The sequence below is a fragment of the Modestobacter sp. I12A-02662 genome, assembly GCF_041028325.1.
GTDB lineage: Bacteria > Actinomycetota > Actinomycetes > Mycobacteriales > Geodermatophilaceae > Modestobacter.
The window spans coordinates 141,706-162,087 of sequence record NZ_JABGDE010000009.1 but is presented as its reverse complement, the minus strand read 5'-3'; the positions used below and the strand labels follow the sequence as shown (position 1 = coordinate 162,087).

At 74.6% G+C, this 20,382-nt stretch carries 14 protein-coding genes; 12 read left to right on the top strand and 2 right to left on the bottom strand.

Annotated features, from left to right (window positions below; translation table 11 throughout):
* Positions 1–89: 89 nt before the first annotated feature.
* Positions 90–2,120, bottom strand: a complete 2,031-nt coding sequence (locus HL189_RS15000) for an alpha-1,4-glucan--maltose-1-phosphate maltosyltransferase (RefSeq protein ID WP_369134506.1) — start codon at positions 2,118–2,120, stop codon at positions 90–92.
* A gap of 156 nt (positions 2,121–2,276) precedes the next feature.
* Here HL189_RS15000 and glgP point away from each other — a divergent pair, with 156 nt between their 5' ends.
* Both glgP and HL189_RS14990 read left to right on the top strand, forming a co-directional pair.
* Complete coding sequence (gene glgP, locus HL189_RS14995; RefSeq protein WP_369134505.1) at positions 2,277–4,826, top strand: alpha-glucan family phosphorylase; 2,550 nt, start codon at positions 2,277–2,279, stop codon at positions 4,824–4,826.
* A 261-nt stretch (positions 4,827–5,087) separates the two neighbouring features.
* Positions 5,088–6,056 carry an FHA domain-containing protein gene (locus HL189_RS14990; RefSeq protein WP_369134504.1) on the top strand — a complete coding sequence of 323 codons (969 nt, stop codon included), beginning with the start codon at positions 5,088–5,090 and terminating at the stop codon, positions 6,054–6,056.
* Positions 6,057–6,121: 65 nt separating this feature from the next.
* Here the strand turns inward: HL189_RS14990 and glgX are convergent, their stop codons facing one another.
* Positions 6,122–8,290, bottom strand: a complete 2,169-nt coding sequence (gene glgX / locus HL189_RS14985) for a glycogen debranching protein GlgX (RefSeq protein ID WP_369134503.1) — start codon at positions 8,288–8,290, stop codon at positions 6,122–6,124.
* Between the two features lie 139 nt (positions 8,291–8,429).
* Between glgX and HL189_RS14980 the strand changes: the two genes are divergently transcribed.
* The 10 genes from HL189_RS14980 (at position 8,430) to mnmA (ending at position 20,299) form a co-directional block, all read left to right on the top strand.
* Entirely contained in the window at positions 8,430–9,230 is an 801-nt protein-coding gene (locus HL189_RS14980; protein WP_369134502.1) for an ABC transporter ATP-binding protein, read from the top strand.
* Between the two features lie 15 nt (positions 9,231–9,245).
* Entirely contained in the window at positions 9,246–10,937 is a 1,692-nt protein-coding gene (locus tag HL189_RS14975) for a hypothetical protein (protein WP_369134501.1), read from the top strand.
* Between the two features lie 149 nt (positions 10,938–11,086).
* Entirely contained in the window at positions 11,087–12,610 is a 1,524-nt protein-coding gene (locus HL189_RS14970; protein ID WP_369134500.1) for an NAD(P)/FAD-dependent oxidoreductase, read from the top strand.
* Between the two features lie 108 nt (positions 12,611–12,718).
* Positions 12,719–13,504 carry an enoyl-CoA hydratase/isomerase family protein gene (locus tag HL189_RS14965; protein ID WP_369134499.1) on the top strand — a complete coding sequence of 262 codons (786 nt, stop codon included), beginning with the start codon at positions 12,719–12,721 and terminating at the stop codon, positions 13,502–13,504.
* Entirely contained in the window at positions 13,501–14,598 is a 1,098-nt protein-coding gene (locus HL189_RS14960) for a PLP-dependent cysteine synthase family protein (protein WP_369134498.1), read from the top strand. The genes HL189_RS14965 and HL189_RS14960 overlap by 4 nt, the downstream gene beginning before the upstream one ends.
* Positions 14,599–14,718: 120 nt before the next feature.
* A complete protein-coding gene (locus tag HL189_RS14955; protein ID WP_369134497.1) occupies positions 14,719–15,498 on the top strand; it encodes an electron transfer flavoprotein subunit beta in 780 nt (259 codons plus the stop codon).
* A gap of 54 nt (positions 15,499–15,552) precedes the next feature.
* Complete coding sequence (locus tag HL189_RS14950; RefSeq protein ID WP_369134496.1) at positions 15,553–16,518, top strand: electron transfer flavoprotein subunit alpha/FixB family protein; 966 nt, start codon at positions 15,553–15,555, stop codon at positions 16,516–16,518.
* A 129-nt stretch (positions 16,519–16,647) separates the two neighbouring features.
* Entirely contained in the window at positions 16,648–18,018 is a 1,371-nt protein-coding gene (locus tag HL189_RS14945; protein WP_369134495.1) for an MFS transporter, read from the top strand.
* Positions 18,015–19,205, top strand: a complete 1,191-nt coding sequence (locus tag HL189_RS14940) for a cysteine desulfurase family protein (RefSeq protein WP_369134494.1) — start codon at positions 18,015–18,017, stop codon at positions 19,203–19,205. Before HL189_RS14945 ends, HL189_RS14940 begins: the two co-directional genes overlap by 4 nt.
* Entirely contained in the window at positions 19,202–20,299 is a 1,098-nt protein-coding gene (mnmA, locus tag HL189_RS14935; protein WP_369134493.1) for a tRNA 2-thiouridine(34) synthase MnmA, read from the top strand. Before HL189_RS14940 ends, mnmA begins: the two co-directional genes overlap by 4 nt.
* Positions 20,300–20,382: the final 83 nt, after the last annotated feature.

The following is a 20,382-nucleotide window of genomic DNA, read 5'->3' as shown; positions in this document are numbered from 1 at the left end:
TTCAGCTGGAGCGGGGGTGGCCACCAGGCCTCGGCCTGCCTGCAGGGGGCCGCGAGCGTGCGAGCGGTGGGGGGCAGGCAGGTCCTTCTTCACTGCGGTGGGACGGGGGAGTGGAGGCTGCGGTGCACGGTGAACACGTGCGCCGGCTCCCGGAAGGGGTCCAGCTGCACGTAGTTGTGCTGGCCCCAGTCGTAGGTCGCCCCGGTCAGCTCGTCGGTGACCGCGAACCGGTCGGACCAGTCGAGACCCAGCGCCGGCATGTCCAGCGACGTGGTCCCGATCTGCGTGTAGTTGCTGTTCAGCGAGACCACCACGAGCACCGCGTCGTCCGAGCCGGGGTCGGTCTTGGAGAAGCAGAGCAGGTTCTCGTTGTCGACGTGGTGGAACCGCAGGGTGCGCAGCTGCTGCAGCGACGGGTGCGCGCGCCGGATCTCGTTCAGCCGCCGCAGGTAGGGGGTGAGCGTGCGGCCGCTGGCCTCGGCGCCGGCCCAGTCCCGCGGCCGGAGCTGGAACTTCTCGGTGTCCAGGTACTCCTCGCTGCCCGGCCGCAGGCCCACGTGCTCGAACAGCTCGTAGCCGCTGTAGACGCCCCAGGTGGGGCTCAGCATCGACGCGAGCACCGCGCGGATCTTGAACATCGGCGGCCCGCCGACCTGCAGGGACTCGTGGAGGATGTCCGGGGTGTTCACGAAGAAGTTCGGCCGCATGTAGTGGCTGCTCGCGGCCAGCTCGCGGCCGTACTCCTCCAGCTCCCACTTCGCCGTCCGCCAGGTGAAGTAGGTGTAGCTCTGGGTGAAGCCCAGCCGGGCCAGCTGGTGCATCATCGCCGGCCGGGTGAACGCCTCGGCCAGGAAGAGGACGTCCGGGTCGGTCTTCTTGACCTCCCAGATGATCCAGTGCCAGAAGTTCAGCGGCTTGGTGTGCGGGTTGTCGACCCGGAACACCCGCACCCCGGCGGCCATCCAGTGCCGCACCACCCGGAGCACCTCCGCGTAGAGGCCCTCGGGGTCGTTGTCGAAGTTGAGCGGGTAGATGTCCTGGTACTTCTTCGGCGGGTTCTCCGCGTAGGCGATGGTGCCGTCGGGCTTGGTGGTGAACCACTCCGGGTGCTCCCGCACCCAGGGGTGGTCGGGGGTCGCCTGCAGCGCGAGGTCGAGGGCGACCTCCATGCCGAGCTCGCCGGCCCGCCGGACGAAGGCCCGGAAGTCCTCCAGCGTGCCCAGCTGCGGGTGGACGGCGTCGTGGCCACCCTCCTCGCTGCCGATCGCCCACGGCGAGCCGACGTCGTCCGGCATGGCGACCAGCGTGTTGTTCTTGCCCTTGCGGTTGGTGTGCCCGATCGGGTGGATCGGCGGCAGGTAGACGACGTCGAAGCCCGCGTCGGCGATCGCCGGGAGCCGCTCGGCCGCCTGGGCGAAGGTGCCGTGGGTCGGCTGCCCGCCGACCACCGGGCCCTCCGAGCGGGGGAAGAACTCGTACCAGGACCCGTAGAGCGCCCGCGTGCGGTCCACCCACAGCTCGTAGCGCTGCGAGGAGGTCACCATCCGGCGCACGGGGTTCTCGTCCAGCACGTGCTGCAGGCCGGGGGCCAGCGCCGGGGCGAGCCGGGCGGTGAGGTCCAGGTCGCCGTTCCGCAGCGCCGCGACGGCGGCGAGCAGGGCGTCCCGGTGCTCGGCCGGCGCGGAGGCGGCGACCTCCTCGAGCAGCCGGGCGCCGGACTCGAGGTCGTTCGCGAGCTCCTCGGCGCCCTGGCCGGCCGCCACCTTCACCTCGACGTCGTGGTGCCAGGTGCTCAGCGGGTCGTCCCACGCCTCGACGGTGTAGGTCCACAGCCCCTCGTGGTCGGGGACGACGGTGGCGGTCCAGCGGTCCGGCTCGCGGCCGAACTTCCGCATCCGCACCAAGGGCCGGCCGGTCCCGGGTGCACCGGGCTCCATCGAGCCCGGTGCGGCCGGAGGCGTGAGCACCACGTTGGCGGCCACGGCGTCGTGGCCCTCGCGGAAGACGGTGGCGGTGATCGGCAGGTGCTCGCCGACCACGGCGCGGGTCGAGAAGGACCCGCACGACACGACGGGGGCGACATCGGTGATGCCGAGGCGGAGGTCTGGGCGGCCAGTCATCGCGGTCACGCTATCTAGATCGTCGCCCGCCAGCACCTCGGCGGGAGAGGCCGCTGATCGGGGGGGCGGGAACCGGCATCCCGCGGTCGTCCGGCGGCGGGTCCGGACGTCGAGCCGACGGTGTGAGCCGGCACACCCACCACTACTGTCGGCCCGGTGCGAGCCCTCCGTCGACTCACCGTCCGTGCCGCGCTGCCCGAGGCGCTGATGCCCCTCGCGCAGCTGGTGGTCAACCTGCGCTGGTCCTGGCACCCGGAGACCCGGGACCTGTTCGAGGCGCTGGACCCCGGTCTCTGGGGCGGCTGCGGCGGCGACCCGGTGCGGGTCCTCGGCGAGGTCTCGGCCGAGCGGCTGGCTGAGCTGGCCGAGGACCAGGAGTTCCTCACCCGCCTGAAGCGGGTGACCGACGACCTGCGCGAGTACCTGGACGCCCCGCACTGGTACCAGTCCCTCGGGCCGGAGGCCCCCGCCTCGGTCGCGTACTTCTCGGCGGAGTTCGGCATCACCGAGGTGCTGCCGCAGTACTCCGGTGGGCTCGGCATCCTCGCCGGTGACCACCTCAAGGCCGCCTCCGACCTCGGCGTCCCGCTCATCGGCGTGGGACTGCTGTACCGGGCCGGCTACTTCTCCCAGAGCCTGTCGGCCGACGGCTGGCAGCTGGAGCACTACCCGGCGCTGGACCCGCACGGCCTCCCGCTGAAGCTGCTCCGCGACGCCGACCGCAACGCCGTGGTGATCACCGTGCCGCTGCCCGAGGGGCGCACGCTGCACGCGCACGTCTGGCGGGCGCAGGTCGGCCGGGTCTCGCTGCTGCTGCTCGACAGCGACATCGAGGAGAACGACGCCGCCGAGCGCGGGGTCACCGACCGCCTGTACGGCGGGGGCGAGGACCACCGGCTGCGGCAGGAGATGCTGCTGGGCGTCGGCGGCGTGCGCGCTCTGCGCGCATTCTGCTCGCTCACCGGCGCCCCGCCGCCGGAGGTCTTCCACGCCAACGAGGGCCACGCCGGCTTCCAGGGGGTCGAGCGGATCCGCGAGCTCACCGAGTCCCACGGGTTGTCCTTCGCCGAGGCGCTCCAGGCGGTCCGCGCGGGCACGGTGTTCACCACGCACACCCCGGTGCCGGCCGGCATCGACCGGTTCCCGCGGACCCTGATCGAGCGCTACTTCGCCGGCTTCGGAGTCCCGGTCGACCAGCTCCTCGCGCTGGGCGCGGAGGACGACCCGAGCAAGTTCAACATGGCGCACATGGGTCTGCGGCTCGGGCAGCGGGCGAACGGGGTGAGCGCGCTGCACGGCCACGTCAGCCGGGACATGTTCGGCGGCCTCTGGTCGGGCTTCGACGCCGACGACGTCCCGATCTCCTCGATCACCAACGGCGTGCACGCCGCCACCTGGACCGCCCGGGAGCTGGTCGAGCTCGGCACCCAGACGACCAGCCAGGGCGACCCGGCCGACGTCCCGGGGCCGGTGCACTTCGACGGCGTCGACCGGATCAGCAGCAGCGACCTCTGGAACACCCGGCGGCTGCTGCGCGGCCGGCTGGTGGAGGAGGTGCGCCGCCGCGTGCGGGAGACGGCCCTCTCCCGGGGGGCGGCGCAGACCGAGGTCGGCTGGACCGAGACCGCCTTCGACCCCGACGTCCTCACCATCGGCTTCGCCCGCCGGGTGCCCTCGTACAAGCGGCTGACCCTGATGCTGCGCGACCCGGCCCGGCTCAAGGCGCTGCTGCTCGACGAGGAGCGACCGATCCAGCTGGTCATCGCCGGCAAGAGCCACCCGGCCGACGACGGCGGCAAGCAGCTGATCCAGCAGATGGTCAAGTTCGCCGACGACCCGGAGATCCGGCACCGGATCGCCTTCCTGCCCAACTACGACATCGGCATGGCGCGCTACCTGTACTGGGGCTGCGACGTCTGGCTGAACAACCCGCTGCGGCCGCTGGAGGCCTGCGGCACGTCGGGCATGAAGTCCGCGCTCAACGGCGGGCTGAACCTCTCCATCCGCGACGGCTGGTGGGACGAGTGGTTCGACGGCCAGAACGGCTGGGCGATCCCGACCGCCGACGGGGTCACCGACCCCGAGCGCCGCGACGACGTGGAGGCGCAGGCCATCTACGCGCTCCTGCACGAGCAGGTGCTGCCGCGCTTCTACGAGGTCGACGGCGAGGGCATCCCGACCCGGTGGGTGGAGATGATCCGCGACACCCTCCGGGAGACCGGTCCGAAGGTCCAGGCCACCCGGATGGTGCGGGACTACGTGCAGCAGCTCTACGTGCCGGCCTCGGTCTCGGCCCGGTCCATGGCGACCGGCGGGTACGAGACCGCGCGGGACGAGGCCGCGTGGCGGTCCCGCCTGCTGGAGCACTGGCACGGCGTGCGCGTGGCGCACGTGGAGGCCACCGGGGTCGGTGACACCGCCGAGGTCGGCGGCGGCATCGACCTGCGGGCCGAGGTGGAGCTGCCGGGCGTGACGCCCGCGGAGGTGGTGGTCGAGGCGGCCTACGGACGGGTGGACGAGACCGACCGCCTGCACGGGGTGACCACCGTGCCGATGCGGCACGAGTCCGCGGACGGGACCCGGCACTGGTTCACCGCCACCGTCCCGCTGACCCTCACCGGCGCGTTCGGCTACACGGTCCGGGTCCTGCCGCACTCGGAGCACCTGGCCACCCCGGCCGAGCTCGGCGTCGTCGTCAACGCCTGAAGAAGGACCTCCCTGCCCCCCACCGCTCGCACGCTCGCGGTGGGACCCTGCAGGGAGGCCGCTCCGGCACGTCACCACGTTCGGCGGGGGCCCCCGCAGCGGGCCGGCGGGCGCGACACGCCGGTGAGGAGCGCGCACGGTACTCGTCCGGCTGCGACCCGTGTGACGAGTGGTACGGGTCGTGCGCAACGGGTCGAGATCGGGGCATGGCACGCCCCGGTCGACCGCCGGATCCGCTGTGCGCTCACTAGGCTGGACGTCATGCCCGACCGCTGTGAGGTCCTCCCCGGAGACTGTGTCGTCGCCCGCCGCGGCGGCGGCCTGCTGTGGGTCGACGCGCCCGGCTCGCCGGCGCTGGTCGCTGCCCTGCACGCCTGCCTCGGTGTGAGCGGGCCCGGCGCCGACCGGGTGCTGGCCGCCGTCGCCCACCAGGTGTCCCGGATCTCCGACGGCCCCGCCTCCTTCGCCCTCGTCCTCGCCGACACCGCGGGTGGCTCCGGCTCCGGCGTGGCGCTCTGGTCCGGCAAGGGCCAGCCCGCGGTCGACGGGGTACCGGTGTCCGGCTCCGCCGTCGACGGCTGCACCCTCGCCGCCGGCTTCTCGCTGGGCCAGACCCTCTACGTCGGCCCGGGCCAGCCGGCCGCCGCGATGCCGCCGGGGGTGGCCCTGGACCTGGTCGAGGGCACCGTCCCCGGCTCCGGTGCGCTGCTCCAGCTGGCCGCCGCCGTCCCGCCGTCCGTCGCCGTCCCGCCGGCCACCTCGCTGCCCAGCGGGGAGTCGTTCACCGCCGGCTCCGACGCCGGCTTCGGCGACTCGGGCCGTGTCGCCAGCGGGCCGATCGGCCAGGTGGGCGAGCAGACGGCGTTCTGGCGCCCCGAGCCGCCGGCCGCCCCGGTGCTGCGGTTCGACGACGGCATGGTCGTCACCGTCGACGAGGACCTGGTGCTCGGCCGCCGTCCGGACGGGCACGACCTGGTGACGGGGGGCAACGCCCGGCCGGTGCCGATCGCGGACACCCAGAACGTGCTGTCCTCGGCGCACGCCGCGATCCAGCGCGCCGGCCGGGAGGTCTCCCTGGTCGACCTCGGATCGCTCAACGGCACCCACGTGGCCGGCCCCGAGGCGACCGAGTGGACCCAGCTCGAGCCCGGCGTGCCGCACCCGCTGGCCGACGGCGACCGCCTCCTCCTCGGCTGGACGGTCATCACCTTCGAGCAGCCCGCCGAGTAAGGCCCCCTCCAGGGGCCCGCCCGGAGCCTGCGAGGGGTGAGGAGGACGAGGTCCCCCGACCTTCTTCAGCCCGCCTGGGCCTGCGGCACCGGCGGGCGCAGCACGCGCAGCGCCCAGACCGACCGGCCGGGCAGCTGCACCGGGCCGGGGGCGACGGCGGTCGGCTGCGGCGGGGCGCCGGTCGGGTACTCGGTGGCCAGCACCAGCTCGTAGCCGTCCCCCCAGGGCGCGCCGGGGAGCACGACCTCGAGCGGATCGGCGCCGGCGTGCAGCCAGAGCAGCCACGAGGAGTCGACCACCGGCCGGCCGCGCTGGTCACGGTGCCGCAGGCCGCGGCCGTCCAGGTACATGCCGATCGTCTGCAGCCCGGTGTCGAACCAGTCGCCGCTGGTGAGCTGTTCACCGTTCGGGGCGAACCAGGCGAGGTCCCGCGTGCCGCCGGAGCCCGGCACCTCCGCGCCCTCGAAGAACGCCTCCTGGCGCAGCGCCGGCGAGGCGCGGCGCAGGGCGATGACCCGGGACACGAAGGTCCACAGGTCCGCGTCCATGGCGCCCCAGTCGATCCAGGACGTCTCACCGTCCTGGCAGTAGGCGTTGTTGTTGCCCCCCTGGGTGCGGCCGAGCTCGTCGCCGGCGGTCAGCATCGGCACGCCGGTGGACAGCAGCAGGGTGGCCAGGAGGTTCCGCATCTGGCGGGCCCGCAGGGTGGTGACCTCGGGGTCGTCGGTGGGCCCCTCCACGCCGCAGTTCCAGTTGCGGTTGTGGCTCTCGCCGTCCCGGTTGTCCTCGCCGTTGGCCTCGTTCCGCTTCTGCTCGTAGCTGACCAGGTCGGCGAGGGTGAACCCGTCGTGCGCGGTCACGAAGTTGACGCTGGCGAACGGCCGGCGCCCGTCGAACCGGTAGAGGTCCGAGGACCCGGTGAGCCGGTAGGCGAGGTCGCGGACGCCGACCCGGGCGCCGGACCACACGTCGCGGACGGTGTCGCGGTACCGGCCGTTCCACTCCGTCCACGGTGGGGGGAAGTTGCCCACCTGGTAGCCGCCCTCGCCGACGTCCCACGGCTCGGCGATGAGCTTGACCGTGCTGACCACCGGGTCCTGGTGGACGACGTCGAAGAAGGCGGACAGCCGGTCGACGTCGTGCATCGAGCGGGCCAGCGCGGAGGCGAGGTCGAAGCGGAAGCCGTCGACGTGCATCTCGGTGACCCAGTACCGCAGCGAGTCCATCAGCAGCGCCAGGACCGCGGGACGGCGGACGTCGAGGGTGTTGCCGCAGCCGGTGTAGTCGGTGTAGCGGGCGAGGTCCTCCCGGCCGAGCCGGTAGTAGCCGCCGTTGTCGATGCCCTTGAAGGACAGCGTCGGTCCGGTGTGGTCGCCCTCGGCGGTGTGGTTGTAGACCACGTCGAGGACCACCTCGATGCCCGCGGCGTGCAGGGTCTTGACCATCGCCTTGAACTCGGTGACCTGCCCCCCGTCGGCGCCGATCGAGCTGTAGGCCGCGTGCGGGGCGAAGTAGCCCAGGGTGTTGTAGCCCCAGTAGTTGGTGAGGCCGCGGCGGAGCAGGTGCGTCTCGCTGACGAAGTGGTGCACCGGCAGCAGCTCGACGGCCGTGACCCCCAGGGACACCAGGTGCTCCACGAACGCCGGGTGCGCCAGGCCGGCGTACGTGCCGCGCAGCGCCGGCGGGACGTCGGGGTGCAGCGCCGTGGCGCCCTTGACGTGCACCTCGTAGATCACGGTGTCCGACCACGGGATGTCCAGCCGGGTGTCGCCGTCCCAGGGGAAGGAGTCGTGCACCACCACCCCCCGCGGCACGAACGGCGCGGAGTCCCGCGGATCGGCCAGGTGCGGATCGCGCTGGTCGTGGCCGACGAGCGCGTCGGAGAGCACCAGGTCGCCGGAGACCGCGCGGGCGTAGGGGTCCAGCAGCAGCTTCGCCGGGTTGTACCGGGCGCCGGACGCCGGGTCGTGCGGGCCGTGGACGCGGTAGCCGTACCGCTGCCCCCGGCCCACCCCGGGCAGCCGGCCGTGCCACACCTGGTGGGTGGTCTCCTGCAGCCGCTGCCGGTGCTCGGTCCCGTCCGGGTCGAACAGGCACAGGTCGACCGCGGAGGCCCCGGCCGACCAGAGGGCGAAGTTGGTCCCGGTGCCGTCCCAGTGGGCGCCCAGGGGGGCAGGGGAGCCCGGCCAGAGCTCCGGCGTGCCCGCCTGCACGCCGGCCGTCGGGGGCCTCACCGGCACACCTTCCCGGCTGGTGCGGTGCGCTTCCGCGGTGGTGGGGTGCCCGGCAGTCCGCTCGTGAGCACTCTCATGCCCTGCATCGTGCCCGACACGTCCCCGGCCCGTTCGGCATGACGCCCGGTGGGTTGGTTGGATGGCGGCCGTGGAGAACGAGCCGGTCGTCGAGATCCGGGGTGTGGACGTCGTCCGCGGCCAGTCGCACCTGCTGCGCGCCGTCGACTGGACGGTCCGGGCCGACGAGCGGTGGGTCCTGCTGGGGCCCAACGGGGCGGGCAAGACGACGCTGCTGCAGCTGGCCGCCGCCCAGATGCACCCGACCCGGGGCGTGGTCACGGTGCTGGGTGAGACCCTCGGCGCGGTCGACGTCTTCGAGCTGCGGCCGCGGATCGGCCTGACCAGCTCCGCGCTGGCCCAGCGGATCAACCCGAGCGAGCGCGTCGGCGACGTCGTGGTCAGCGCCGGGTACGCCGTCGTCGGCCGCTGGCGGGAGCGCTACGACGTCCACGACCTGACCCGCGCGGCCATGCTCATGCAGCAGTGGGGTGTCGCGCCGATGGCGCACCGGACCTTCGGGACGCTCAGCGAGGGGGAGCGCAAGCGCACGCAGATCGCCCGCTCGCTGATGACCGACCCCGAGCTGCTGCTGCTCGACGAGCCGGGCGCGGGGCTCGACCTCGGTGGGCGGGAGGACCTGGTGTCCCGGCTGTCCGACCTGGCCCGCGACCGCTACGCCCCGGCCCAGGTGCTCGTCACCCACCACGTCGAGGAGATCCCGCCCGGCTACACCCACGCGCTGCTGCTGCGCGGGGGCGAGGTCGTGGCCGCAGGCCCGGTCGGGGACGTGCTCACCGCCCCGCTGCTGTCGGAGACCTTCGCGCTCTCGCTGGACGTCCAGCGGGACCGCGGCCGGTACAGCGCCCGCCGTGCGGCCTGACCGCCCCTGGGCCGAGTGACCGGGGCGGCGCCTCCGGTCGAGGCCCCGCCGGGCCGGCGGCTGCGCCGGCCCCGCCTGCTCCCCGTCCTGCTCGCGGCCGGGCTGGCCGTGCAGCTCGCGCCGGTCCTGCTGCTGCCGGTCGTGCTCACCCAGGACGGTCCGGCGCACGTCGCCGGCGCGTGGGTGCTGGCGCACCACGGGGACGACGGCGCCCACGGGGAGCTGCTGCGCGAGCACTACGCGGTCGATCTCACCCCGGTCCCCAACATGCTCACCACGCTGCTGCTCCGCGTGCTGCTGACCGTGCTCTCGCCGGCCGTGGCCGAGAAGGTGGTGGTCGGCGGGTTCATCCTGCTGCTGGTGGCCGGTCTCGGGTACGCGCTGCGCGGCGTCGACCGCCGGGCGGGGTGGCTGGCGGTCGCGGCGCTGCCGCTGGCCGGGAGCGAGCTGGTCGTCTACGGCTTCTACAACTTCTGCTGGGGCGTGGCCCTGGCGCTGTTCGTCATCGGCCTGGCGCTGCGCCGCCGGGCCGGCTGGTCCCGCGGGTCGGCCGGCGCGCTGGCCGGGCTGGCGGTGCTCGCCTGGTTCTCGCACCTGATGCCGTGGGCGGTCGCCGCGGGCCTGGTCCTCGGGCTCGGGCTGGGCCGGTCGGCAGCGGCGCGGTGGGCGGGGGAGAGCTGGCCCGCTGCCCTGCGGCAGCACCTGCTCGGACCGGTGCTGGCGCTGGCCCCCACGGTGGCGCTGAGCGCGTTCTACGTGACCAGCGGGGACGGTCGGCGTGGCGCCCCGGTCGGCGAGCCCTCGCTGGAGCGGCTGGGCTGGCTGCTGTCGATGTACCGGCCCCTGGTGGTGGGCAGCCGGCTCGAGCTCGGGGCGTCGATCGCGGTCGCCGTCGTCCTCGCCGTCCTGCTGGCCGGGGCGCTCCGGCCGCGCCGGACCCCGGCCGACCGGCCCCGGACGGAGGCCGCCCTGGCCCGCGCGGACCGGTGGGTGCTCGGCCTGGCCACCCTCGCCGCCGCCGCCGGGTTCCTGCTGTCCCCGACCCGGCTGGGCCGGGAGTACGGCTTCCTGCCCGACCGGCTGGCCTGGTTCCCGCCGCTGCTGCTGGTGCTGTTCTGCGCGACGCGCCCCCCGGTGCGCGCCGCCGCCCGCGCCGCGCTCGCCGGGGCGCTGGTCGTCGCCGCGACCGCGGCGGTCCTCGTGCGGCTGCCCACCCAGCTGCACGACCAGCGGGTCGCCGCCGAGATCCTGTCCGTCGCCGACGAGCTGCGGCCGGGGTCGACCCTCGCGGTGCTGTGGTTCACCCGTTACCGCGCCCAGGTGGCGCCGCTGGAGTCCGGGCCGGACCCGCTACGGCACGTCTCCAGCGGGCTGGCCGTGCGTGCCCGCGGGGTGGACGTCGGTCACTACGAGGCAGTCTTCCCCTACTTCCAGGTAAGGTTCGTGGAGCCCTCCCTGCGCAGCCGGCTCGATCCCGACCTGGCCGGGCTGGAGGACGTACCGCCCTCGGTGGACCTGGCGGCGGTGTCCGGACAGCTCGACTACGTCCTGCTCGTGGACTGGGAGGACGCGTCGGCGTCGGTGCGCGCGGACCCGGACGCGGTCGCGCTGGTCGCGGACCTGCGGTCGGCCTACCGCCCGGTGCCGACCTCCTCGCCCGCCGGGACCGTCGCGCTCTGGGAGTCCACGGACCGGCCGTCCGGCTGAGCGGGGCGGTCGTGGACTTGCATGATCAGGAACAGATCGAACGCCGTCCGCAGCGCGGTGCGGCTCCTCCCGTCGACCGGCCTGCGGGACGGCCGGCCGGCGGACACGTCATCGGAGGCTCCGTGCCCACTCGCCCTGGACCCCATCCCGTGGTCGTCGTGATCGGCGCCGGCCCGGCCGGCCTCACCGCCGCCCACGAGCTCACCCGCCGCGGCGTCCCGGCAACCGTGCTGGAGGCGGACACCGTGGTCGGCGGGATCAGCCGGACCGTGGAGCGGGAGGGCTGGCGGTTCGACATCGGCGGGCACCGGTTCTTCACCAAGGTGCCCGCGGTGGAGCGCTGGTGGCACGAGGTGCTGCCCGACGAGGACTTCCTGTCCCGGCCCCGGATGTCCCGGATCCTCTACGCGGGCAAGCTCTTCGACTACCCGCTGCGGCCGCTCAACGCGCTGACCAACCTGGGGGTGGTCGAGGCGGTCCGCAGCGTCGCCTCCTACGTCAAGGCCCGGATCCGCCCGCCGCGGGACCAGTCCCACTTCGAGGGCTGGGTCTCCGCCCGCTTCGGCGACCGCCTGTACCGGATCTTCTTCAAGACCTACACCGAGAAGGTGTGGGGCATGCCGGCCACCGACATCCAGGCGGACTGGGCCGCGCAGCGGATCAAGAACCTCTCGCTCGGGACGGCGATCCGCAACGCGCTGTTCCCGCAGAAGGGCCAGACCGCCGTCACCACGCTGATCGACCGGTTCCAGTACCCGCGGACCGGTCCCGGGCTCATGTGGGAGCGGGCCACCGAGCAGGTGCGCGGCGCCGGTGGCGAGGTGCTGCTCGGCGCCCGGGTGACCAGGCTGCTCCGCGACGAGGCCGGGGTGACCGCCGTCGAGGTCCGGACGGCGCAGCCCGCCGGGCCGGCGACCCGGGAGGTGCTCCCGGCCGACGAGCTCGTCAGCTCCATGCCGCTGCCGGAGCTCGTGCTGGCGATGGACCCGCCGGCCCCCGAGCGCGTGCAGGCGGCCGCCCGGGCCCTCAGCCACCGCGACTTCCTGACCGTCGCCCTGGTGGTGCCCGAGGAGTGCGGCTTCCCCGACAACTGGATCTACGTGCACCAGCCGGAGGTCCGGGTCGGCCGGATCCAGAACTTCGGCAGCTGGTCGCCGCACATGGTCAAGGACGGGCGGACCTGCCTGGGCCTGGAGTACTTCGTCGACGAGGGCGACGACCTGTGGGAGTCCCGCGACGAGGACCTGGTGGCGCTGGCCACCCGGGAGCTCGACCAGCTCGGTCTGGTCCCGGCCGCGGCGGTGGAGCGCGGCTTCGTCGTCCGCATGCCCAAGGCCTACCCGGTCTACGACGAGGGCTACGACCGGCAGGTCGCGGTGATCCGGGCCTGGCTCGCCGCAGAGGTCCCCAACGTGCACCCGGTCGGGCGCAACGGCATGCACCGCTACAACAACGCCGACCACTCGATGGTCACCGCGATGCTGACCGTCGAGAACATCCTCGACGACGCCGGCCACGACGTGTGGTCGGTCAACGTCGAGGAGGACTACCACGAGTCCGGGGGCGCGCCGGCCGAGGAGGGCTGGGCCGCGGTGCCGGCCGCCACCCGGGCCGCAGCCGGGACGGGGCGGGCGGCACCCGTGCGCCCGCGCCGCCCGGTCCGCGCCGCCTGAGCCGGGTTCGCGCCGCCTGACGCGGGTCCGCGTCACGCCCCTGACCGGGCGGTCCTAGGGTTCCGGGAGGACGCCGTCGTCCAGCCGTTCCCACCTCCGGAGGCCCCCATGGCAGCGCGCGAGTTCGTCACCCTCGAGGTCTCGGAGGGGGTGGGCACGATCCGCCTGGACCGGCCGAAGATGAACGCCATCAACGAGCAGCTCCACTGGGAGGTGCGGGGCGCCGCGCAGGAAGCCGGGGAGCGGGCCGACGTGCGGGCCGTGGTGCTCTACGGCGGGGAGCGGGTCTTCGCCGCCGGTGCGGACATCAAGGCGATGGCCGGGCTGACCAGGACCAGCATGGTGGCCTGGGGCCGGGAGCTGACCAGCTCCTTCGCCGAGGTGGCCCGCATCCCCAAGCCGGTCATCGCGGCCATCACCGGCTACGCCCTCGGTGGCGGGTACGAGCTGGCGCTGTGCGCGGACTTCCGGATCATGGGCACGAACGCCAAGGTGGGCCAGCCGGAGATCCAGCTCGGCGTGATCCCCGGCGCGGGTGGCACGCAGCGGCTGGCCCGGCTCGTCGGCCCCGCGAAGGCCAAGGACCTGGTCTTCACCGGCCGGCACGTGAGCGCCGAGGAGGCCATGGAGATGGGCCTGGCCGACGCCGTCGTCCCCGACGACGAGGTGCACGCCACGGCGGTGGCGATGGCGCGCAAGTTCGCCGCCGGGCCGCCGCGGGCGCTCGCGGCCGCCAAGCAGGCGATCGACGAGGGTCTGGACGGCGACCTGGCCACCGGCCTGGCGCTGGAGAGCCGGCTGTTCGCCGAGCTGTTCGACACCGAGGACCAGAAGACCGGGATGGCCTCGTTCCTGGAGCACGGCCCGGGCAGGGCCACCTTCTCCGGCCGGTGAACGCCGACGTCGACCGGTCCGACGCCGCCGGCCGCGCCTGGGTCGAGCGGGCGGTCGCGCTGGTCGAGGCCGACGCGCACCGCAGCGCCGACACCCACCTGCTGGTGTACCCGCTGCCCCCGGAGTGGGGCATCGACCTGTACCTGAAGGACGAGTCGACCCACCCGACCGGCAGCCTCAAGCACCGCCTGGCCCGGTCGCTGTTCCTGTACGCGCTGTGCTCGGGGCAGCTGGGGGAGGGCAGCACGGTCGTCGAGGCGTCGAGCGGGTCGACCGCGGTGAGCGAGGCGTACTTCGCCCGGATGCTCGGGCTGCCCTTCGTCGCGGTCATGCCGGCCACCACGAGCCCGGAGAAGATCGCGCTCATCGAGTTCCACGGCGGCCGCTGCCACCTCGTCGCCGACGCCGGCACCGTCTACGACGAGGCCCGGCGGATCGCCGCCGACTGCGGTGGGCTCTACCTGGACCAGTTCACCAACGCCGAGCGGGCCACCGACTGGCGCGGCAACAACAACATCGCCGAGTCGGTGTTCGAACAGCTGGCGCGCGAGCGGCACCCGGTGCCGGAGTGGGTCGTCGTCGGCGCGGGGACCGGGGGCACCAGCGCGACCATCGGCCGGTACCTCCGCTACCGGCGGCTGCCCACCCGGCTGGCCGTCGTCGACCCGGAGGGGTCGGCGTTCTTCCCCGGCTGGCGGGACGGCGACCCGGCCACCCGGGGGCGGGGGTCGCGGATCGAGGGGATCGGCCGGCCGCGGGTGGAGCCCTCGTTCGTGCCGACGATCGTCGACCGGATGGTCTGCGTGCCCGATGCGGCGTCCCTCGCGGCGATGCGGCACCTGGAGCAGGTGACCGGCCGGCGGGCCGGGGGCTCCACCGGCACCAACCTGTGGGGCGCGTTCGGGCTGGTCGCCGAGATGCTGGCGGCCGGGCGCAGCGGCAGCGTCGTGACCCTGCTGTGCGACGGCGGCGAGCGGTACGCGCACACCTACTACGCCGACGACTGGGTGGCCGCGCAGGGGCTTGACCTGGCGCCGCACGCCGCGACGCTGGCGCGCTTCGCCGACACGGGGGAGTGGCCGGCCGGGGGGTGACCGGCGTCACACGGACCCACCCGTCGTGCCGTCGGTTACCGGCGGGTAACCTCGATGATCGGCAGCGAGGCGGGCCCCGCCCGCGCCCCGAGAACCACCACCGCGGAGGTTGGTCTGACGATGGACATCGTCGTTCTGGTCAAGCAGGTCCCCGACTCCGGCGGCCAGCGCGCGCTGGACCCACAGGACAACACGGTCGTCCGCGCCACCGCCGACAACGTCATCAACGAGATGGACGAGTACGCCATCGAGGAGGCGCTGACGGTCAAGGAGGCGCACGGCGGCCAGGTCACGATCCTGACCGTCGGCCCGGACACGGCCACCGACGCCATCCGCAAGGCGCTGTCCATGGGCGCCGACCGGGCCGTGCACGTCAGCGACCCGGCGATCCACGGCGCCTGCGCCCCGCAGACCAGCGCGATCATAGCCGCCGCCCTCTCGCAGCTGGAGTACGACCTCGTGCTGTGCGGCGCGGAGTCGACCGACGGCCAGGTCTCGGTCATGCCGGCGCTGCTGTCCGAGCGGCTGGGCATCCCGCACCTGTCCGGCGCCCGCAAGCTCACCGTCGAGGGGTCCACCGCGCGGGTCGAGCGGCAGACCGACGGCGGCTACTGGCTGCTGGAGGCACAGCTGCCGGCGATCGTGTCCACCTGGGACACGATCAACGAGCCGCGCTACCCCTCCTTCAAGGGGATCATGGCCGCCAAGAAGAAGCCGGTGGAGACCAGGACGCTGGCCGACCTGGGCATCGACCCCGCCACCATCGGCCTCGCCACGGCGACCAGCCGGGTCGTCGACTTCGCCGGCAGTCCGCCCAAGGGCGCGGGTGTGAAGGTCAGCGACGAGGGCGACGGCGCCGAGAAGCTGGTCGGCTTCCTCGCCGAGCAGAAGCTCGTCTGAGCCGGCTCCGGCCTTCCAACCTCCCGGCTTCCCACGAAGAGGAGTACCGCACCCATGGCAGAGGTCCTGGTCCTGGTCGAGCTCAACCCGGCCGGCGACGGTGTCCGCAAGACGACGCTCGAGGCGCTGACCGCCGCCCGCGCGCTCGGTGAGCCCGCCGCGGTCGTCGTCGGTGCCCCTGGCACCGCCGCACTCGTGCAGGACGCGCTGGCGGAGTACGGCGCCACGAAGGTCTACGTCGCCGAGTCCGAGGAGGCCGACGCCTTCCTCGTGGCGCCGAAGGCGGAGGTGCTGGCGCAGCTGGTCGGCTCGGTCTCCCCGGCCGCGGTCGTCGTCCCCTCGTCCCCGGAGGGCAAGGAGGTCGCCGGCCGGCTGGCGATCAAGACCGGCAGCGGCTTCCTGACCGACGTCACCGAGATCGCCCCCGACGGCACCGCCACCCAGGTGGCCTTCGCCGGGCAGACGATCGTCCACTCGCAGGTGACGGTCGGGACGCCGATCTACACGCTGCGCGGGAACTCCGTCACCCCGGTGCCCGCGCCCGCGCCGGCCACCCAGGAGCCGGTGCAGGTCACCCTCTCGGAGCAGGCGCGGCAGACCCGCGTCGTCGACCGGGTCGTGGAGCAGAAGAGCAGCCGCCCCGAGCTGACCGAGGCCTCGATCGTCGTCTCCGGCGGCCGCGGCGTGGCCAGCGCGGAGAACTTCTCGATCATCGAGGCGCTGGCCGACTCCCTCGGCGGTGCCGTCGGTGCCTCCCGGGCCGCGGTCGACTCCGGCTTCTACCCGCACTCGTTCCAGGTCGGGCAGACCGGCAAGACGGTGTCCCCGCAGCTGTACATCGCGGTCGGCATCTCCGGGGCCATCCAGCACCGGGCCGGCATGCAGACGTCGAAGACGATCGTCGCGGTGAACAAGGACCCGGAGGCGCCGATCTTCGAGCTCGCCGACTTCGGCGTGGTCGGCGACCTGAACACGATCGTCCCGGCGGCGGCCCAGCAGATCGCCGCCCGCCGCAGTTAGCCCTCCCAGGCAGAGCGGTCCGCCCGCGCCCGAGACCGTCGAGCGCCGACCACCCCCCGGGTCGGCGCTCGACGCCCGTCCGGGTCCGGGAAGGCCGGCCCGGTCGCGACGGTTGGCCCGGAGGTGACCGTGACGTCCGTCTTCGACCGCGCCCACCGGCGCACGACGGTGGGCCTGCTGATGCTCGTCACCTTCATCGCCTTCGAGTCGATGGCGGTGGGGACGGCGATGCCGACGGCGGTGGCCGAGCTCGACGGCCTGGCCTGGTACGCGTGGCCGTTCAGCGCGTTCCTGGTCGCCTCGGTGGTCGGCATGGTGGTCGGCGGCGGGGTGGGTGACCGCCGCGGCGTGCGGGTCGCCCTGCCGTGGGGCGTCGGGGCCTTCGCCGCGGGGCTGCTCATCGCCGGGGTCGCCGCGGACATGGCGGTGTTCGTCGTGGGCCGGGCGGTGCAGGGGCTGGGCGCCGGCGTGATCGTCGTCCTGCTCTACGTCATGGCCGGCCAGGCCTACGCGCCCGCGCTGCGTCCCCGGCTGTTCGGGGCGATCTCCACCGCCTGGGTGCTGCCCGCCCTCGTCGGCCCGGTCGTCGCGGGCCTGCTCACGACGCACGCCAGCTGGCGGGTCGTCTTCCTCGGGCTGCTCCCGCTGATCGTCCTCGGGCTGGCACTGGTCCTGCCCGCGGTCCGTGGGCTGCCCCGGCCCGAGCCCGCCGGCGGGCCGGCGGCCGGGTGGTGGTGGGCGGTGCTGGCCGGGGCCGGCATCGCCGCGCTGCAGTACGCCGGCCAGCGGCGCGACCTGGTGGCGATCGCGATCGCCGTGGCCGGGATCGCGGCGCTCGTGGCGGGCCTCCGCCCGCTGCTGCCGGCGGGCACGGTGCGGGCCGCGCGCGGGATGCCGGCCGTCGTCGCCTCGCGCGGCCTGCTGGCCGGCGCCTTCTTCGGCATGGACGCCCTCCTGCCGCTGACCCTGACCGAGGTGCACGGCTTCAGCGCCACGGCGGCCGGGGTCCCGCTCACCGCCGGCGCCCTCGGCTGGGCCACGGCGTCCCAGGTGCAGGGCCGGCTGCCGGACCTGCCCCGCGAGCGGCTGCTGCGGATCGGTTTCGTGCTGCTCGCGGTCGGCCTGGCGGCGACCTCCCTCGCGGCGCTGCCCGCGCTCGGCGGCTGGCCCGCCTACCTCACCTGGGCGGTCGCCGGCTTCGGCATGGGCCTGGGCATGCCCAGCGTCGGGGTGCTGCTGCTCGCGCAGTCCCCGGAGCACCGCCGCGGCGCGGACTCCGCCGCCCTGCAGATCGCCGACGTCACCGCCTCCGCGCTGTGCATCGGGTCGGCCGGCGTCCTGGTCGCGGCGGCCACCGCGGGCTCGCTGTCCCTGCCGACGGCGGTGCTCGGGTCGATCGCCGTCTTCACCGTGCTCGCGCTGGCCGGGGTCCGGGTCGCCGGCCGGGCCGCGGCGCTCGGCGGACCGTCGGCCCCGACGCCTACGCTTGCGTCGTCATGACCTATCTCGACCATGCGGCGACCACGCCGATGCTGCCCGCCGCCCTGGCGGCGATGACCGAGCAGCTCGCGCGCGTGGGCAACGCGTCCTCGCTGCACGCCAGCGGCCGGGAGGCCCGGCGGGTGGCCGAGCAGTCCCGCGAGGGGCTCGCCGCCGCCCTGGGCGCCCGGCCGTCGGAGGTGCTCTTCACCGGCGGGGGCACCGAGGGCGACAACCTCGCGGTCAAGGGCCTGTACTGGGCCCGCCGGGGCGCCGACGACCGCCGTCGCCGCGTGGTGGCCAGCCCGGCCGAGCACCACGCCGTGCTCGACAGCGTCGAGTGGCTGGAGAAGCACGACGGGGCCGAGGTCACCTGGCTGCGGGTCGAGGCGAACGGGCGGATCACCCCCGAGTCGCTCGCCGACGCGCTCGGCGACGGCCGGGACGTCGCCGTCGCCAGCGTCATGTGGGCCAACAACGAGATCGGCGCGGTCAGCGACCTGGCCGCGCTGGCCGATGTGGCGCACGCGGTCGGCGTGCCGCTGCACACCGACGCGGTCCAGGCGATCGGCCAGGTGGCGGTCGACTTCGGCGCGAGCGGCGTCGACGCGCTGACCATGACCGGGCACAAACTCGGCGGCCCGATGGGCGCCGGGGCGCTGCTGCTGCGCCGGGACGCCGAGTGCACGCCGCTGCTGCACGGCGGTGGCCAGGAGCGCGACGTCCGGTCGGGCACGCTGGACGTGGCCGCGATCGTGGGGCTCGCGGTGGCCGCGCAGGCCGCGGTGGCCGACCGCGCGGAGCGCACCGCCCGGACCGCCGCGCTGCGCGACCGGCTGATCTCCGGCGTCCTGGAGCGGGTGCCGGACGCCCAGCTCAACGGGCCGGCGCTGGACGACGTCGTCGCCGGTGGCCCGGGCCGGCTGCCGGGCAACGCCCACCTGTCCTTCCCCGGCGCGGAGGGCGACCTGCTGCTCATGCTGCTGGACGCGCGGGGCATCGAGTGCTCGACCGGCTCGGCCTGCAGCGCCGGGGTGGCCCGGCCCAGCCACGTGCTGCTCGCCGCGGGCGCCCACCCGGCCCGCGCGCGCAGCTCGCTGCGCTTCAGCTTCGGTCACACGTCCACCGACGCCGACGTCGACGCGGTGCTCGAGGTGATCGAGCCGGTGGTCGAACGCGCCCGGCGGGCGGGGACGACCCGCCGATGAGGGTCATCGCCGCGATGAGCGGGGGAGTGGACTCCGCCGTCGCCGCCGCGCTCGCCGTCGAGGCGGGGCACGAGGTGACCGGCGTCCACCTCGCGCTGTCCCCGGACCGTCAGACGCTGCGCAGCGGCGCCCGCGGCTGCTGCAGCGTCGAGGACGCGAACGACGCGCGGCGGGTCGCCGGCGAGCTGGGGATCCCCTTCTACGTCTGGGACCTCGCCGAGCGGTTCCGGGAGGACGTCGTGGAGGACTTCGTCGCCGAGTACGCGGCCGGCCGGACACCCAACCCCTGCCTGCGCTGCAACGAGCGGATCAAGTTCGCCGCGGTGCTGGACCGGGCCCGCGCGCTGGACTTCGACGCCGTCGTCACCGGGCACCACGCGCGGCTCGCCGACGGCGAGCTGCGCCGGTCGGTGGACGCGGCCAAGGACCAGTCCTACGTGCTGGGCGTGCTCACCGCCGAGCAGCTGGCCGGCGCGCTGTTCCCGCTCGGCTCGATGACCAAGGACCGGGTGCGGGCGATCGCCGCCGAGCGCGGGTTCGCGGTGGCCACCAAGCCGGACTCGCACGACATCTGCTTCATCTCCGACGGCGACACCCGCGGCTGGCTCACCCGGCGGCTGGGCGAGCAGCCCGGCCCGGTCGTCGACGCGGCGACCGGGGAGACCGTCGGCACGCACGCCGGCGCGTACGGCTTCACCGTCGGGCAGCGGCGCGGGCTGGGCATCAGCGCCGGCGACGAGCGGCCGCGGTACGTGCTCGGGATCGAGCCGGTCACCCGGACGGTGACCGTCGGCACCGCCGACCAGGCCGCCGTCGACGAGGTGCTGACCGGCCGGCCCACCTGGACCGGTCCGGAGCCGGAACTGCCGTTCACCGCCCAGGTCCAGCTGCGCGCACACGGGGCGGCGGTCACCTGCCGGGTCGCCGGCAGCGAGGACGGCGGGCTGCGGATCGAGCTCGCCGAGGAGCAGCGGGGAGTCGCGCCGGGGCAGTCCGCCGTCCTCTACGCGCCCGACCCCGAGCGCGGCGACCGGGTCCTCGGCCAGGGCGCGGTGCGGCGCGCCGGGAGACGGTCGGCGGCCGCCGTCCGCTGAGGTTGGCAGGCCTCCTGCCACGGGTTTAGCGTCAGCCGGGCCGGCCTCCGCGGCTGGTGAGCCCGGCCCGCGCGGCCGGGTCG